Genomic DNA, 15,457 nt, shown 5'->3' with positions numbered 1-15,457 from the left:
GAATCGGTGCGGTCTTCTCCATGGGCCTGTGCTGGACGACATCCCGGCCTGCGCCATCAACTCAAACCTTAAAAGGAGACCCCGATGTCGATCACTGCCGCTGAAAAAACACGCGTCATGCAAGAATTCGCAACCAAAGAAGGCGACACCGGTTCGCCTGAAGTTCAGGTTGCTATCCTGACCTCGCGCATCAACACCCTGACCGAGCACTTCAAGACCCACAAGAAAGACAACCACGGTCGTCGTGGTCTGCTGAAAATGGTTGCTCAGCGCCGTAAGCTGCTGGACTACCTGAAGGGCAAGGAAGAGGCGCGCTACCAGGACCTGATCAAAAAGCTGGGCATCCGCCGCTAAACGTAATTGTTACGTTTTGTACCGGTTCTGAACCCCGGTTTGTAAGATTTGTACGCCCGCCCAATTGGCGGGCGTCTTTGATTCCGGGTCAGATTGCCTGCCACTTTTTGTAGGTATCGACCGCCAAGGCGGTGTCGATCACGAACATCGCAACCGCGGTTACCATCGCCAGCATCGACAGCCAGAACGACCCGCTTGCCGAGGCGACGGCCAGTGTCATGCCGCCGACGCAGGTGGCAATCGCAGCGGCTTTTTCAAGGCCGCTCATGTCGGTCAGAACGATGCCCGCAAGTTTGGTGAACCCGACGGACGCCTTGGCGACGCCCAGCATGGCCTTCATCATGGCCAGATCGCTGCCCGCCGTTCCGGCCTTGGCGATTGCACCGGCGTGGCGGCTGATCGGGCCGCTGCATTTGACGGCAATCCCGGCCCCGGCCCGTGTCACCGTCTTGGTTCCGAGCGCCTGATAAACCCCCAGCGCGGCCATGGCCATCGTGATGATATCGGCAAACGCCTTGGCGGCGGCCCCGATAAAGGTGTTCAGCGCGGCCTTCTTGCGCTTTTTCCTGCTGGTGCCCAGCGGAGCCCCCAAAAGCGGCGTGTCCCCCTGCATCAGGATCAAGCTGTCCGCAGTTTCATGCACCGAGAACGGCGCGGCATCGACGGGAACCGTGGCGGCTTCGGCCTCGGGTATCGGGTCGGGAGACAGGAAACGCGCCTTGATCTGCGCCTGCTGGTCGGCCGGTAGCGCGCGGATATCGGCCCCTTCGTCTGAGGCATAAAGCTCTTCCCATGCGCTTTCCATGATCGCGGCCACGTCCGCCGCGCTTGGTTCGGCGGCAGGAGCTGTCATCAGCGGCATCTTGGGGCCTGCATCAAGGTCGATGTCCTCCACCGCGTCCTCGGGGAGCTTGTCGAGCATCTCGATGAATGACTCGTCGAACACATCAGGGTTGAATGAAATACCAGAGGCGGAATGGAGCTTCATGGGTAAACCTACTTTCTTTAACTTTGACACAATAAGCCTGCACAATAGACGAGTTTTGAATTCTCTCTGTGGTGAACATCACACTTGAACAGCCAGTCGCCCCCCCCGGACGCCGCCAGCCGGGGCGCGCGCGGCGTTTCGTGGCAGCAGCAGGACGCGTGTCTGTAGATCAGCCGTTATTCGGGAAGACCGGCCTTTTTCCACCCTTCGCGCCAGCTTTCGGAACAGGCCGGAACGGTAAAGATCGGCAGCCTGGTCTGATCCGAGGAAGCGGTGATATCCGGGCGCAACGCTTGCAGGTCGCTTATCGCCGCCTGCGCCGCTGCGGCATCCGACATTTGACCCAAGGCGGCAATAAGCATCAGGTGGCTCATGACAAATCCGGACCGAACGGCCAGAGCGTCACGCGCTGCGGCGGCGGCCTCGTCATACCGGCACAGCTGAAACAGTGCACTTGCCCGGGCGATATGTGCCGCATGACGCATCGGGTCTTTCGGGCTGAGTTCAATGGCATGTGTTGCGTGGTCCAATGCCTCATCCGGTCGGTTCAACATGCACAGGTTGATGGAGGCGAGCATGTGGACGCTTGCAGCATTGGGGTTTTCGGCCAGCGCCTGTTTGAACGCCGCACGCGCACGCGGCAGGTCGCGGGCCAGCATCGAGATTGAATGCGCCGCATAAGCCATGGCAATGCCGTCGGAGCGGTCGCTCATGAGAACGCGTTCTGCGGCGCTGATGGCGGCCCTGGGTCCTTCGCCGATGGGATCAAGCCCCTGCACAAGCCGCTGAATATGCAGCCAGGCGAGCAACCCTGCGGCAGCGGCGTAATCCGGGTCGCGGTCCAGCGCCAGCGTTGTCAGCCGGATGGCTTCGCGATTGGCGTCATCTGTCAGCAGATGAAAACGCGACAGCGCCTGAAGGTAGAGTTCATAGGCTTCAAGATTTTCTGTCGGCTTGGCGCGGGACCGGTTCGTTTCGGCGTGGCGCAGCGATGGCTCGATCGCCGTGACGACCTCTTGCGTGACCTTGTCCTGAAGGTCGAAGATATCGTCCAGCACCCCGTCAAAGCGATCGGCCCACAGGTGGCTGCCATTTTCCGCATCAATCAACTGCCCGGTGATCCGGACACGCTGTCCGGCGCGTCGGACGGACCCTTCCAGCACATACCGAACCCCGAGCGTCAGGCCGACCTGTCGGATATCCGTCGTTTTTCCCTTGAAAATGAAGGACGAGTTGCGGGCCACGACCATCAGCCAGCGAAAGCGCGACAGTTCCGTGATGATGTCTTCGGTTATGCCGTCGGCAAAGAACTCTTGCTCGGGGTCGCCGGACATGTTGTCGAAGGGCAGAACGGCGATCCCCGGACGGGTGTCGGCGGGTGTAGCAAGATGGGCGGTTGAACCCTTTGGCCAGCACCAGACACCAACGCGGCGCGTGATGTTCTTCAGCTCGGCCTGCCCGCCGCCGTCGAACAGGGCCGCATCGCCCCGGTCAAGGCTGTGATGCGCCGTGTCCGAGATCAGGATCTGGTCGGGTTTGGCCAATGCTTCGAGCCGGGCAGCGACATTGATGCCATCACCGAAAATGTCTTCGCCTTCCGTGATGACCTCACCCGTGTGAATACCGATGCGCAGCCGCAGCCCTTCGGGCTTGTCGCAGGATTGCAGGGCAATCGCAAAATCCGACGCGTCGGACGTTGACCGGAATTCGGCGATCCAGCCATCCCCCATGCTTTTGATCAATGTGCCGTTGTGGGTTTCCAGCAGGGCAGTGAGCGTGTCGTCACGGAACGATTTCAGTGCTGCAAGTGTACCCTGCCGGTCCTGATCCATAAGCGCCGAGTACCCGACAACGTCAGCCGCCAGCACTGTCGTAAGCCGTCTTTTCATTCGCACCCCCAATGAAAGTGAGGTTAGCGCAGTGATCCGGTTCTGTCAGGCCATTTCCCGGACGGGGCAATGGCACGCATCGCACCATCATGCGGCCCCTGTGCCTTGTATCGCGCTGCGAGGGGTCAGGGCCTGCCTCAGCATGATCCGGCCAGCTTTTTCGGTTTCGCTTTCCTTCCAACGCATTCTCATGTATGCGCGCGGTATCTGAGACGTTGTGCCCTGACCCCGGCACTCGAACGGAAGATAAATGGGGTCGGCGGCAATGGGGCCGCCATGCAAAACCGGAGACCCGCAGGGGCGGGAGTGCTCCGTTCTAGGATACGCATATGTTTGATGTAACGAAGAAATCGATGCAGTGGGGCGAGGAGACGCTGACACTGGAAACCGGCAAGGTTGCCCGTCAGGCCGACGGCACCGTGATTGCCACGCTGGGCGAAACCAGCGTCATGGCCAACGTGACCTTTGCCAAGAGCCAAAAACCCGGTCAGGACTTTTTCCCGCTGACCGTACATTACCAAGAGAAATATTATGCCGCCGGTAAGGTTCCGGGTGGCTTCTTCAAGCGCGAGGCGCGCCCGACCGAGAAAGAGACGCTGACCGCGCGTCTGATCGACCGTCCGATCCGCCCGCTGTTCGTTGACGGTTTCAAAAACGAAGTTCTGGTGATGTGCACCGTGCTGAGCCACGATCTGGTCAATGATCCCGACATCGTTGCAATGATCGCCGCGTCGGCTGCGCTGACCATTTCCGGCGCGCCGTTCATGGGCCCGATCGCCGGTGCCCGCGTTGGATTCGTGGATGGCGAATACGTCCTGAACCCGACCGTGGACGACATGCAGGACCTGCGCCTGAACCCTGAACAGCGTCTGGATCTGGTTGTTGCCGGTACCAAAGACGCCGTGATGATGGTTGAATCGGAAGCCTATGAGCTGTCCGAGGCCGAAATGCTGGGTGCGGTGAACTTTGCGCATGAGCAGATCCAGCCGGTCATCGACCTGATCATTTCGCTGGCCGAAGACGCCGCGAAAGAGCCGTTCGAATTCGTCGCACCCGATTACTCGGAGCTCTACACCGCCGTGTCGGCTGCCGGTGAAGAGCAGATGCGCGCCGCGTTCGCGATCACCGACAAGCAGGAGCGCACCGCCGCTGTTGCCGCTGCCCGTGAAACGATCAAGGAAGCGCTGACCGAGGAACAGCTGGAAGACGCCAACCTTGGTTCGGCGATGAAAAAGCTGGAAGCCGGCATTCTGCGCGGTGACGTCGTCAAGGGCGGCAAGCGCATCGACGGTCGATCGACCACCGATGTTCGCGCCATCGAAGCCGAAACCTCATTGCTGCCGCGCACCCACGGCTCTGCCCTGTTCACCCGCGGTGAAACCCAGGCGCTGGCCGTGACCACGCTGGGCACCGGCGACGATGAGCAGTTCATCGACGCGCTGCACGGCAACTTCAAATCGAACTTCCTGCTGCATTACAACTTCCCCCCCTATTCGGTTGGTGAAGTGGGCCGCGTGGGTTCGCCCGGCCGTCGCGAAATCGGCCACGGCAAGCTGGCATGGCGCGCACTTCAGGCGGTTCTGCCTGCGCCGACCGACTTCCCCTATACCATCCGCGTGGTGTCCGAGATCACCGAATCCAACGGCTCCAGCTCGATGGCGTCAGTCTGCGGCGGTTCGCTGTCGATGATGGATGCGGGTGTTCCGCTGAAAGCCCCGGTTGCCGGTGTGGCCATGGGCCTGATCCTGGAAGATGACGGGTCTTACGCAGTTCTGACCGACATCCTGGGTGACGAAGACCACCTGGGCGATATGGACTTCAAGGTTGCGGGTACTGCAAACGGCATCACCTCGCTTCAGATGGACATCAAGGTCGCGGGCATCACACCTCAGATCATGGAAACCGCCCTGGCACAGGCCAAGGACGGTCGGATGCACATTCTGGGCGAGATGGGCAAAGCCCTGTCCGAGACCAACGAGTTCTCGGTCCACGCACCGCGTATCGAAACCATGAACATCCCGACCGACAAGATCCGTGAAGTGATCGGTTCGGGCGGCAAGGTCATCCGCGAGATCGTCGAGGTTTCGGGTGCCAAGGTCGACATCAACGACGATGGCGTCATCAAGATCGCATCGCCCGATGGGGAATCGATCAAGAAGGCTTATGACATGATCTGGTCGATCGTGGCCGAGCCGGAAGAAGGTCAGGTCTATACCGGCAAGGTGGTCAAGATTGTCGATTTCGGTGCCTTCGTGAACTTCTTTGGCAAGCGGGACGGTCTGGTCCACGTGTCCCAAATCGAAAACCGCCGCCTGAACCATCCGTCGGATGTTCTGAAGGAAGGTCAGGAAGTGAAGGTCAAGCTGCTGGGCTTTGACGATCGCGGCAAGGTCCGCCTGTCGATGAAAGTGGTCGATCAGGAAACCGGTGAAGAGATCGTTCCCGAGAAGAAAGAAAAGAAAGAGGAAAGCGCCGAGTAATCTGCCAACCCTTAGATTGAATGCGAAAGGCCCCGGTTTCGACCGGGGCTTTTTTTGTACGTGCGGTCAAGAACACCGGGTGTCCCGTGGCTTGGTAAATCAAATGTTAACACTTCATGCGTGTATTTACTCAACCATAAGGATGATCATGTTGCATTCAGGGATGCTTTTCGACCGTGGCCTCGATTACCGTTTTCGAAATCAGCGCAGACCCCTACAGCAATAAAAGCGTCGACATAACCGCCGCATATTCCGTTGATATCACCGACAATGACGCCCTGTTGCAGGATCCTGACCCTGACAGCGCGCAGCTTGACCTGTCGGCCCTGCCCGGTTTTTCCGGGACAAGCCAGAATTTCAGCACCTTCGAAAGCTATTCGGGAACGGTGAACGGGGCGCCTGTCACCTTCATTCTGGTTCAGTTCTCGAACCCGCGCTACATCATCGTCACCTCGGGTCAGGCACAGTTGAACGATACCATCTCGGGGACCAGCTTTGGCGGGACGGCAGCGCCAACCACCTATCAGACCTTGCCGTCTTTCGTGTGTTTCACCGCCGGGTCCCTGATCCGGACGCCCGTCGGGCTGCGCCGGGTCGAGACGCTGAACCCCGGCGACCCGGTTGTCACCGCCAAGGGCCATACCCGCCCGGTGCGCTGGATCGGCAGGCGTCGCTTGTCAGCGCAGGAGTTGCAGCAGGACCCTCATCTCTGCCCGGTACGGATCATGGCGGGGTGTTTCGGGACAAACAGCCCAAGCCGTGATCTGGTCGTCTCGCCACAACACCGGATCGCCGTCACCTCGGCGATGATGGAGCTGATGCATTGCGAGACCGCGATGCTGGCCCCGGCCAAGGGGCTGATCAATGGGCGGACAATTGTTCAGGAGCTGCCCGCGCAAGGGGTCGAGTATGTCCATATCCTTTTTGACCGGCATGAGCTGGTAAACGTCGAAGGCATCTGGTCCGAATCCTTCTATCCCGGTGACACGACATTGGGCGCGATGGCACCGGCCACAAGGCGCGAGCTGTTTACCCTGTTCCCGGATCTGGCCTGCGGTGCCGGTGGCTATGGATCAACCGCGTTGCCGGTGCTGAAACCCTTTGAGGTTCGGGTGCTGAAGGCGGATCTGACGCTGCCCTGCTGGTCATCGGTCCCGAACACATCTGCGCACGCCGCCTGACAGGGGTGCCGATCAGTGGGCAACCCCGCCGGGGCCGTGTTTCAGTAGATGCCACTGGCCATAGCTGTCCTTCAGGTCCAGCTTGATCGCGGCATCAGAGCGGGTCGAGGCGCTGCCGATCTCGGCAATGGAAAACTCGATTCCGCCGGGGATATCGATGCGCACCCGATGCGCGCCGCCGCCATGTGGGGCCTGGATCGGCTGTCCGGTGGATTTCAGGACATCACCAACGGTAACGCTGGCCGTGCGTTCTTCGAGGTCCATCTCGAATTCGATCGGCAGGTAGAGCGTGTCATGGACCGTCTCGCACATTGCCCTGAACACGTACCAATGCGTCGCCATTTCTTCGGTTTCTTCGCCGTGAAAGACCTTTTCCAGCGCGTCGCGCTGTGCCGGGGTTGCTGCGGGATCGACGATCACCTGCATCTCGCCGCCGCCTTCAAAGATCGGCCCCGGCCAGGCATAGATCAGCGCGGCCTTGGTCCCGCTGAGGTCGGTGTCGCCGAAATGCCCTTTGGTCACCTCAAGCACTTCGAACCCCCGGCAATCGCCATGGGTCGGCAACTCTTCGAACTGGCAGGGGCAGGCATAGCCGCAATTGCAGTTCCCGAAACTCTCTCCTTCAACATACCAATCTGTAAAAGCCATGGTCTTCTCCCGCTAAGTACAGTCCGACAGCCCGAGGTGATTGGTCTTATGCCTGAGTTTTGCCCCGGAACATCTTATCACAAATTGCCCCGAACCAGAACCTGAGGGCCATGAGACGGCAGATGAACGGGCCTGCCCAGCCCCGGATCTATTCATTCACGCGCGTCCAAAACCCTGTGAAACGAAGTGATAACCCCGCGCCTTTCCTTTCCGCCAAGCCCGCCCACATCGAAGCCAAGCAGAGTTTTGGAGCAACGGAGACAATCATGATCAAGCACGTTTTACTTACCTCAACGGCCCTCGCCGTCAGCGCGACGGCGCTTGCCGCGCAGAGCCTGGGCGACGGCGCCTATATTCAGGGCTTTGTCGGGTACAGCCAGCTGCAGGACAGCGATTTCGCGGGCACGATCGGCGGCACGCCACAATCGGTCGACACGGAGTTCGACGCGGGTTTCGGTCTGGGCGTGGCCATCGGCAAGGAGATCCCGCAATGGTCCAATGACAGGTTCGGCACGCGGATTGAGCTGGAGCTGTCTTACCGCGACAGCGACGTGGATGGTGTGAACTTCTCGGGCAACGGGCCGGGGGCCGAGGGCAATATCTCGGGCGATGTCACGCAGACCTCATTGTTTGCCAATGTGCTGTTTGATTTCAAACAGGCGGGTGCGCTGACGCCCTATGCCGGGTTTGGTCTGGGGGCCACCTATTCGGATCTGGATTTTGCCTATGGGCCGGGTGTGGTACTGGATGACAGCGACACCACCTTTGCCGCGCAGCTGATCGCCGGTGTGGCTTACGAGATCAACCCGTCAACCGCCTTTACCGTCGACGCCCGCTATGCCCGCGCCTTTGACGTCTCGTCGCGGCGACTGGCCCCGAACGGCGCGTTGACCGGCATTGTCGAAGACGATCTGGATACGTTCAGTGTCAATTTCGGGCTTCGGTACAAGTTCTGAGGTCTAGGGGCAGGTTTCTCTCAGGTCATCCTGCCCCTGCCTGCTTCATCTGGCCCCAAATATCCTCGGGGGGAATCGTGCCGGCAGGCGCGATGGGGGGGCAGACAGCCCCCCTGACCCGGGAACCGCCTCAGGACGGCGCTTTGGTCTTGCGCAGATAGGGGAAGATCGTCTCGAACGCGCCGAATTTGGCCTTGGCGTCTTCGTTCGACACAGAGGGTGGGATGATCACGTCTTCACCCGGCACCCAGTTGGCAGGCGTTGCGACACCTTTCGACGACATCTGCAACCCATCCAGCGCGCGCAGGATTTCCGCAAAGTTGCGACCCACGGTCATCGGATAGGTCATCGACAGTTTCAGCTGCTTGTCCGGGCCGATAATAAAGACCGACCGCACGGTGGCGCTGTCAGCCGGGGTGCGGCCATCGGGCAGGTAAGCTTCGGCAGGCAGCATGTCGAAGGCTTTCGACACGGCCAGACCGTCATCAGCGATGATCGGGAAACTGGGATTGGCCTTGCCGTATTCCTCGATGTCCTTCTTCCATTTCTTGTGGTCTTCAACACCGTCAACCGACACGCCGATCACCTTGGTGTTGCGCGCGGCCCATTCGTCGTTCAGCTGCGCGACGGCCGAGAATTCGGTGGTGCAGACAGGCGTGAAATCCTTGGGGTGCGAGAACAGAATGGCCCAGCTGTCGCCAATCCAGTCGTGAAACTGAATGGTGCCCTGATCTGTTTCTGCGGTGAAGTTCGGGACCGTATCGTTGATGCGCAAACCCATGGCTACTTCCTTTCCTGTTGAAAATCCGAGTCGATTGCCTGAAACCTAATCACTTTGTGCGAAGGTTAAACCTTTCATCGTGGTCGCGGCCAAGGAATTCGCCGGTTTCACTGGAAAAATAATTTGATCAAATTATCTATTGCCCCCTCTTCGCTTGGGTGACAGAGTGTCGGCGAACAGCCGGATTCTAGCTGAACCGACAGGAGGGCTCAGGATGATCGAAAAGCGGAATTTCTATATCAATGGTCAATGGGTCGCGCCGTCGCAACCCAATGATTTCGAGGTCATCAACCCCTCGACCGAGGAGCCGTGCGCGGTGATCTCGCTGGGTGGGCAGGCCGACACGGATGCGGCGGTTGCCGCCGCCAAGGCCGCCCTGCCGGGCTGGATGGCAACGCCGGTGGAGACCCGCATCGCACTGGTCGAGAAGCTGATCGACATCTACCAGACCCGCGCGGAAGATCTGGCGCAGGCCATGTCGCTGGAAATGGGTGCGCCGATTGACATGTCGCGCAGCCAGCAGGTTGGTGCAGGCACATGGCATTTGCAGAACTTCATCCGCGCGGCCAAGGCGTTTCAGTTTGAACGCCCTCTGGGGGATCACGCCCCGAATGACCGGATCATCTATGAGGCGGTTGGCGTGGCCGCATTGATCACGCCCTGGAACTGGCCGATGAACCAGGTCACGCTCAAGGTCGGTGCGGCGGCGATTGCGGGCTGCACGATGGTTCTGAAACCATCCGAGCAAAGCCCGCTGAATGCGATGATCTTTGCCGAGATGATGGACGAGGCAGGGTTCCCGCCCGGTGTCTTCAATCTGGTGAACGGCGATGGCCCGGGCGTTGGCTCGCAGCTGTCGGGTCATCCCGACGTGGATATGGTCAGCTTTACCGGCTCGACCCGTGCGGGTACGGCAATTTCGAAGAACGCGGCGGAAACGCTCAAGAAAGTGCATCTGGAGCTGGGCGGCAAAGGCGCCAATGTGGTCTTTGCCGATGCCGATGAAAAGGCTGTCAAACGCGGCGTGCTGCATATGATGAACAACACCGGCCAAAGCTGTAATGCCCCCAGCCGGATGCTGGTGCAGCGCCCGATCTATGATCAGGCCGTTGAGATCGCCGCCGAGGTCGCCAGCAAGGTCACGGTGGGCAATGCCGCGGACGAGGGCCGCCATATCGGACCCGTCGTGAATGAGGTTCAATGGACCAAGATTCAGGACCTGATCCAGAAAGGTATCGACGAAGGGGCGCGGCTGGTCGCGGGCGGCACCGGACGCCCTGAGGGGCTGAACAAGGGCTATTATGTCCGCCCCACGGTCTTTGCCGATGCCAACAACCAGATGACCATCGCGCGCGAGGAAATCTTTGGCCCCGTCCTGACCATGATCCCGTTCGACACCGAGGAAGAGGCTGTCGAGATCGCCAATGACACGCCTTATGGCCTGACCAATTATGTGCAGACGCAGGACAAGGCGCGCGCCAACCGCATGGCGCGGGTTCTGCGGTCGGGCATGGTCGAGATGAACGGCCAGTCGCGCAGCGCGGGCTCTCCGTTTGGTGGGATGAAGCAATCCGGCAACGGGCGCGAAGGTGGCGTTTGGGGGCTGGAAGACTTTCTGGAAGTCAAATCCGTCGGCGGCTGGGCGGCTGAATAATCCACCCAGCGCAATGCAAGATGAGAGGGCGGGGCAACGCGGTTGCCTCGCCCTTATTATGTCAGACAGGCCGCACCACTAGCTGGGGTTCCCCGTCGGACGTATGGCGACGGGAACGACCGTCCCAGCCAATCTCTCCAGTCACGCGCTGGCGATAGGCCGAGAAACTGTCGAACCGGACCACATCGACAGGCGTGTCGAACTGTAGGGTCACCCGGCGGTGTGCACCGTCCCCCAGCATTGTCAGACCACGAATTTCCGCCGTGAACGGCTGGCCCAGGTATCGACCTTCGACCCGGTCGCCCACGCGCAAGCGCATCCGGTTGCCCGCCATCGCGTGCAATGTGTTCCAGTCGCGCACCCCATGTTGATGAGCCACCAGTTCCAGCGCCTGACCGTGCGACAGCTGAACGCCGGTGTCGTGCAGTTTCCGTCGCAGGCGTTTGGCCTGTTCTTTCAGCTCCTCCAGCGGAGCGATGTCTTGTGACAGTGTCATGTTTTGCCTCGTTTCCTTGAACGGGCGCGAGTTTAGGACGGGGTTCGCATTACCATCCGCGCGCCGGGAAAGGGCAACAGATGTTTGTTCAACCGGGTTTCACCAAAGCCTATGGCCGCGAACGGCAGGGGACCCGAACCTGCGTTGCTTTTTGGCAGCGGTCGGGCCTTCTGTCAATCAGGCGTCGGCCTGCGCCGCCTCATAGGCCAGCATGGCCCTTTTGACCGGCAGACCCCAGTGATAGCCGCCCAACCCCCCTGATTTGCGCAGGGCGCGGTGACACGGGATCAGCCAACTGACCGGGTTTCGCCCGACCGCCGTGCCCACGGCGCGCACGGCCTGCGGCGAACCCACGCGCTGCGCGATCTCGGAATAGGTCGTCACCTGCCCCGACGGGATGTGCATCAGTGCTTCCCATACCTTGATCTGCAAGGGCGAGCCGATCAGGTAGAGCGGCGTCGGCTCTAACCGGTCGCGGGCCGTGCCGAAAGCGCTGAGAACCCAGGGGCGCAGACGCATGGTATCTTCGACATAATCCGCGTTGGGCCAGCGCGAGACCATATCCTCCATCGCCGCCTTCTCTCCGGTTTCGGCCCCGAAGGCGATGCCGCAGATCCCCTTGTCGGTGCCCATGACCAGCGCGGGACCAAAGGGGCATTCAAACCAGCCCCAGTAGATCGTCAGACCCGTGCCCTTGCGGGCGTATTCGCCGGGGCTCATGGATTCCCATTTCAGGAACAGATCATGCAGGCGGCCACTGCCGGACAGGCCGACATTATGGGCGGTTTCAAGCGTGGTGAACCGTTCGCGCAGCAGCGCCTTTGCATGGCCCAGCGTAAGGTATTGCTGATACCGTTTTGGCGACACACCAGTCCAACGCGAGAACAGGCGCTGGAAATGCGCTGGGCTCATATCCATCTGGCGGGCCAACTCATCGAGGCTGAGGGTTTCACCGCCCTGATCAATCAGGTCGATTGCCCGGCGCATGACGTTATAGTGGTATCCGCTTTCGGGGGCCTGGACGTTCATGGTTGCACCTCATTGTCTGGCACAAACCATAGCGCGCGCGACACGCTGCCGCGACCCGGAACTTGCGCATTGGCTTTGGGCTTGTGTCGCGGCCCCTCGGGCGGCATTAAGGCCCGGATGGCAAAGCAACTCGACTATCATACGATCCGCGAGATCTTTACGCGCTTTCAGGAGGCCGACCCCGAACCCAAGGGTGAGCTTGAGCATGTGAATGTCTACACGCTGGTCGTGGCCGTGGCGCTGTCGGCGCAGGCAACCGATGCGGGGGTCAACAAGGCCACGCGCGAATTGTTCAAGATCGCCGATACGCCGCAAAAGATGCTGGATCTGGGCGAGGAGGGCCTGATCGAGCATATCAAGACCATCGGACTGTTCCGCCAGAAGGCCAAGAACGTCATCAAGCTGAGCCGTATTCTGGTCGAAGACTATGGCGGTGAAGTCCCAAATTCCCGTGCAGCGCTGCAATCGCTGCCGGGTGTCGGGCGCAAGACCGCCAACGTTGTGCTGAACATGTGGTGGCGGCAGCCGGCGCAGGCTGTGGACACGCATATCTTTCGCGTCGGCAACCGCACCGGCATCTGCCCTGGCAAGGACGTGGACGCGGTCGAGCGCGCCATCGAAGACAACATCCCCGCCGATTTTCAACTCCATGCGCATCACTGGCTGATCCTGCATGGCCGGTACCATTGCAAGGCGCGCAAGCCGCAATGCCCGACCTGCATCATCCGTGATCTCTGTCAATTCGAGGACAAGACATTATGAAAACCTACCAGCTGACCGGTATCGGAAATGCCGTTGTGGACGTGATCTCGCAGGCCGATGACAGTTTCCTGGAACTGATGGGCATTGAAAAGGGCATCATGCAGCTGATCGAGCAGGAGCGCGGCGAGCTGCTGTATGCCTCGATGGAGGGCCGGGTACAGACGCCGGGCGGGTCTGTTGCCAACACGATTGCGGGCGCGGGTGCGCTGGGGTTGGATGCCGCCTTTATCGGGCGGGTGCATGACGACGCGCTGGGCCGGTTCTATGCGGATGCGATGAACGAAGATGGCGTCGATTTCGTGAACCCGCCTGTTCCGGGCGGGGAATTGCCGACCTCGCGCTCGATGATCTTTGTCTCGCCCGATGGCGAGCGGTCGATGAACACCTATCTGGGCATCTCCTCGGAACTGTCGTCGCATGACGTGCCCGATGAGGTCGCCGGAAGCAGCCAGATCATGTTCCTTGAGGGCTATCTGTTCGACAAGGAAAAGGGAAAGGCCGCGTTTCTTGAGGCCGCGCGCGCCTGCCACAGGGGCGGCGGCAAGACCGGGATCGCCATTTCCGACCCGTTCTGCGTGGAACGGCACCGGGTCGATTTCCTGCTGCTGATCGAGAATGAGCTGGATTTCGTCATCGGCAACGAGGCCGAAATCAAATCGCTGTTTGAAACCGACGATCTGGAAGAGGCGCTGATCAAGACCGCCGAGATTTGCCCGCTGGTGGTTTGCACGCGATCGGGTGACGGGGTGACCGTCCTGAACGGAGGCTCACGCATCGACGTGCCGGTCAAGAAGATTGTCCCTGTAGATGCAACAGGTGCCGGTGACCAGTTCGCTGCGGGGTTCCTGTACGGAATGGCCACCGGACGCGACTACGAGACCTGTGCCAGGATCGGCAACGTCTGTGCCCGCGAGGTTATCAGCCATATCGGCCCGAGACCCGAGGCGGATATGCTGGAATTGTTGCGGGAAGAAGGGTTGCTTTGAGTCCAAGGTGGACCACGTCAACTCTCATCTCAGAAGGGAACTCGCAATCTTGTCGGCTGCAGCTTCATTCAGCCTTAGGTGGCTTGTTCCTTAAAAATTACCGCATAGCGAGGTGCGAAATATTTGACGAAGGCTCTAACTTCAGGTCGTCGGTAGGCATCTGGTGAAACCAACAACAAATGTGGCGCTGACAGCTCCTCGATCTCGTCGAAGCACCTGATGAGGGTTTTGTCCGGCTCAAGCAACTTCACGTTGCTTATTCCCAACCCTTGACCCGCCCTGATCGCCGAATGCATTAAGTCCAGTTCGCTATAGGTCGCCACAATCTGCTGGGGCTCAATGCGTTCAACTAACCAATGGTGAAAAACGTTGGGGACGTCCCCTCTTTGGAACGTGACGAACCTGTGGCCTTTCAAATCCTGAGATGAGGTGGGTAATCCAAATTCCTGCTCATAACTTTTCCCACCAAACAGCGACCACTTCGCGTCGCTAATCTTCCTTGAAATCAAATTTTGGTCAGGTTCAGTCCGCACCAATCGTAGCGCTATATCTGCTTCACCTGCCATCAGGTCCAGAGCTCTCACTGAAGGCAAGAACTCAAACGCTATGCCGGGGTTACTTGCTGAAAATTCATTGACAATATCGACCATTCGCGGCGAGAAGTTCGCTGAATATGCAGTGATACGAATGGGTTTTGTTGCTGCCAATTCACCTGCATTTCTGGCAAACATATTTGCTGCGGCTTCGAGCGTCTCGGCGCTCTTGACGAGATTGAGTCCGTTTTTCGTGAGTTTGAAGCCTCTGGTGTCACGCTCGAACAGAACTAGTCCGGCTGCATGTTCCAATGCATCGATACGCCTAGCCACAGTAGGTTGGGCCATGCCGAGTTTGCGAGAAGCGGCCAGCGTCGACCCCTCTCTGACGACCATCAGAAAAACGCGTACATCGGACCAGTTCCAATTCTCGCTCTGCATTTATGCAGAACAGCACAAATTCAAGCACGATACCAGAAGGTAATGCTGGCCAATAACCTGAATGGAGAACCCATGAACTAAGGTGGCTAACGATGACTTTGCACATCACCCCACAACTCGATACTTGGAAACCTTTCAGATTGTTGCACAAACTGTTTGAACGTACCCCTGATCCTTCGCGGTGCTGCGAGAACACCCATGAAGCGACACGACAACGACGGGAGTTCATTCAAGAAATGATGCAAAGCCACCCTGAAGCATTTCAAAGTGAATTGGACG

The 15,457-nt window shown here is 59.5% G+C and carries 14 protein-coding genes; 7 read left to right on the top strand and 7 right to left on the bottom strand.

Features of this window, described 5'->3' with window-relative positions; translation table 11 throughout:
- Nucleotides 1–84 precede the first annotated feature (84 nt).
- A complete protein-coding gene (gene rpsO / locus ACR0BK_RS09095; protein ID WP_480474255.1) occupies nt 85–354 on the top strand; it encodes a 30S ribosomal protein S15 in 270 nt (89 codons plus the stop codon).
- An 88-nt stretch (nt 355–442) separates the two neighbouring features.
- Here the strand turns inward: rpsO and ACR0BK_RS09090 are convergent, their stop codons facing one another.
- Nucleotides 443–1,342, bottom strand: a complete 900-nt coding sequence (locus tag ACR0BK_RS09090) for a hypothetical protein (RefSeq protein ID WP_480493945.1) — start codon at nt 1,340–1,342, stop codon at nt 443–445.
- A gap of 176 nt (nt 1,343–1,518) precedes the next feature.
- Nucleotides 1,519–3,231 carry an adenylate/guanylate cyclase domain-containing protein gene (locus ACR0BK_RS09085; RefSeq protein ID WP_480554401.1) on the bottom strand — a complete coding sequence of 571 codons (1,713 nt, stop codon included), beginning with the start codon at nt 3,229–3,231 and terminating at the stop codon, nt 1,519–1,521.
- Between the two features lie 329 nt (nt 3,232–3,560).
- On the opposite strand from ACR0BK_RS09085, the gene pnp reads away from it, so the two are divergent.
- Nucleotides 3,561–5,711, top strand: coding sequence for a polyribonucleotide nucleotidyltransferase (gene pnp, locus ACR0BK_RS09080; protein ID WP_480474259.1), 2,151 nt, complete (start codon nt 3,561–3,563; stop codon nt 5,709–5,711).
- A 176-nt stretch (nt 5,712–5,887) separates the two neighbouring features.
- A complete protein-coding gene (locus tag ACR0BK_RS09075; RefSeq protein ID WP_480554399.1) occupies nt 5,888–6,892 on the top strand; it encodes a Hint domain-containing protein in 1,005 nt (334 codons plus the stop codon).
- A gap of 12 nt (nt 6,893–6,904) precedes the next feature.
- Here ACR0BK_RS09075 and ACR0BK_RS09070 read toward each other — a convergent pair whose 3' ends face one another.
- Nucleotides 6,905–7,540: a DUF1326 domain-containing protein gene (locus ACR0BK_RS09070; RefSeq protein WP_480482813.1), complete on the bottom strand. Its 636-nt coding sequence runs from the start codon at nt 7,538–7,540 to the stop codon at nt 6,905–6,907.
- Nucleotides 7,541–7,806: 266 nt separating this feature from the next.
- Here ACR0BK_RS09070 and ACR0BK_RS09065 point away from each other — a divergent pair, with 266 nt between their 5' ends.
- Nucleotides 7,807–8,496, top strand: coding sequence for an outer membrane protein (locus tag ACR0BK_RS09065; RefSeq protein WP_480554398.1), 690 nt, complete (start codon nt 7,807–7,809; stop codon nt 8,494–8,496).
- A gap of 130 nt (nt 8,497–8,626) precedes the next feature.
- Here ACR0BK_RS09065 and ACR0BK_RS09060 read toward each other — a convergent pair whose 3' ends face one another.
- Entirely contained in the window at nt 8,627–9,277 is a 651-nt protein-coding gene (locus ACR0BK_RS09060) for a peroxiredoxin (RefSeq protein WP_480517988.1), read from the bottom strand.
- Nucleotides 9,278–9,491: 214 nt separating this feature from the next.
- On the opposite strand from ACR0BK_RS09060, the gene ACR0BK_RS09055 reads away from it, so the two are divergent.
- Complete coding sequence (locus tag ACR0BK_RS09055) at nt 9,492–10,931, top strand: aldehyde dehydrogenase family protein (protein ID WP_480474264.1); 1,440 nt, start codon at nt 9,492–9,494, stop codon at nt 10,929–10,931.
- Between the two features lie 61 nt (nt 10,932–10,992).
- Here the strand turns inward: ACR0BK_RS09055 and ACR0BK_RS09050 are convergent, their stop codons facing one another.
- Both ACR0BK_RS09050 and ACR0BK_RS09045 read right to left on the bottom strand, forming a co-directional pair.
- On the bottom strand, nt 10,993–11,427 hold the full coding sequence (locus tag ACR0BK_RS09050; protein WP_480474265.1) for a glyoxalase superfamily protein: 435 nt from the start codon (nt 11,425–11,427) through the stop codon (nt 10,993–10,995).
- Nucleotides 11,428–11,604: 177 nt separating this feature from the next.
- The gene (locus tag ACR0BK_RS09045) at nt 11,605–12,456 is read right to left on the bottom strand and encodes a bifunctional helix-turn-helix domain-containing protein/methylated-DNA--[protein]-cysteine S-methyltransferase (RefSeq protein WP_480554397.1); all 852 of its coding nucleotides are present in this window, start codon (nt 12,454–12,456) and stop codon (nt 11,605–11,607) included.
- A 117-nt stretch (nt 12,457–12,573) separates the two neighbouring features.
- Here ACR0BK_RS09045 and nth point away from each other — a divergent pair, with 117 nt between their 5' ends.
- Together nth and ACR0BK_RS09035 are read left to right on the top strand one after the other, a co-directional pair.
- Complete coding sequence (nth, locus tag ACR0BK_RS09040; RefSeq protein WP_209505105.1) at nt 12,574–13,218, top strand: endonuclease III; 645 nt, start codon at nt 12,574–12,576, stop codon at nt 13,216–13,218.
- Nucleotides 13,215–14,204 (top strand): adenosine kinase, encoded by a 990-nt coding sequence (locus ACR0BK_RS09035; RefSeq protein WP_480517990.1) that lies wholly within the window; start codon nt 13,215–13,217, stop codon nt 14,202–14,204. The genes nth and ACR0BK_RS09035 overlap by 4 nt, the downstream gene beginning before the upstream one ends.
- Before the next feature lie 74 nt (nt 14,205–14,278).
- Here ACR0BK_RS09035 and ACR0BK_RS09030 read toward each other — a convergent pair whose 3' ends face one another.
- The gene (locus tag ACR0BK_RS09030; RefSeq protein ID WP_480554395.1) at nt 14,279–15,178 is read right to left on the bottom strand and encodes a LysR family transcriptional regulator; all 900 of its coding nucleotides are present in this window, start codon (nt 15,176–15,178) and stop codon (nt 14,279–14,281) included.
- Nucleotides 15,179–15,457: the final 279 nt, after the last annotated feature.

This window comes from Ruegeria sp. AF1 (assembly GCF_056542125.1).
Note: the sequence above shows the minus strand (reverse complement) of the source record. Positions and strands in the feature narration are given on the sequence as shown.

What these genes read in the sequence shown, in the direction of transcription:
- rpsO (WP_480474255.1), top strand. Translation starts at nt 85, where the DNA reads ATGTCGATCACTGCCGCTGAAAAAACACGCGTCATGCAAGAATTCGCA.
- ACR0BK_RS09090 (WP_480493945.1), bottom strand. Translation starts at nt 1,342, where the DNA reads ATGAAGCTCCATTCCGCCTCTGGTATTTCATTCAACCCTGATGTGTTC.
- ACR0BK_RS09085 (WP_480554401.1), bottom strand. Translation starts at nt 3,231, where the DNA reads ATGAAAAGACGGCTTACGACAGTGCTGGCGGCTGACGTTGTCGGGTAC.
- pnp (WP_480474259.1), top strand. Translation starts at nt 3,561, where the DNA reads ATGTTTGATGTAACGAAGAAATCGATGCAGTGGGGCGAGGAGACGCTG.
- ACR0BK_RS09070 (WP_480482813.1), bottom strand. Translation starts at nt 7,540, where the DNA reads ATGGCTTTTACAGATTGGTATGTTGAAGGAGAGAGTTTCGGGAACTGC.
- ACR0BK_RS09065 (WP_480554398.1), top strand. Translation starts at nt 7,807, where the DNA reads ATGATCAAGCACGTTTTACTTACCTCAACGGCCCTCGCCGTCAGCGCG.
- ACR0BK_RS09060 (WP_480517988.1), bottom strand. Translation starts at nt 9,277, where the DNA reads ATGGGTTTGCGCATCAACGATACGGTCCCGAACTTCACCGCAGAAACA.
- ACR0BK_RS09055 (WP_480474264.1), top strand. Translation starts at nt 9,492, where the DNA reads ATGATCGAAAAGCGGAATTTCTATATCAATGGTCAATGGGTCGCGCCG.
- ACR0BK_RS09050 (WP_480474265.1), bottom strand. Translation starts at nt 11,427, where the DNA reads ATGACACTGTCACAAGACATCGCTCCGCTGGAGGAGCTGAAAGAACAG.
- ACR0BK_RS09045 (WP_480554397.1), bottom strand. Translation starts at nt 12,456, where the DNA reads ATGAACGTCCAGGCCCCCGAAAGCGGATACCACTATAACGTCATGCGC.
- nth (WP_209505105.1), top strand. Translation starts at nt 12,574, where the DNA reads ATGGCAAAGCAACTCGACTATCATACGATCCGCGAGATCTTTACGCGC.
- ACR0BK_RS09035 (WP_480517990.1), top strand. Translation starts at nt 13,215, where the DNA reads ATGAAAACCTACCAGCTGACCGGTATCGGAAATGCCGTTGTGGACGTG.
- ACR0BK_RS09030 (WP_480554395.1), bottom strand. Translation starts at nt 15,178, where the DNA reads ATGCAGAGCGAGAATTGGAACTGGTCCGATGTACGCGTTTTTCTGATG.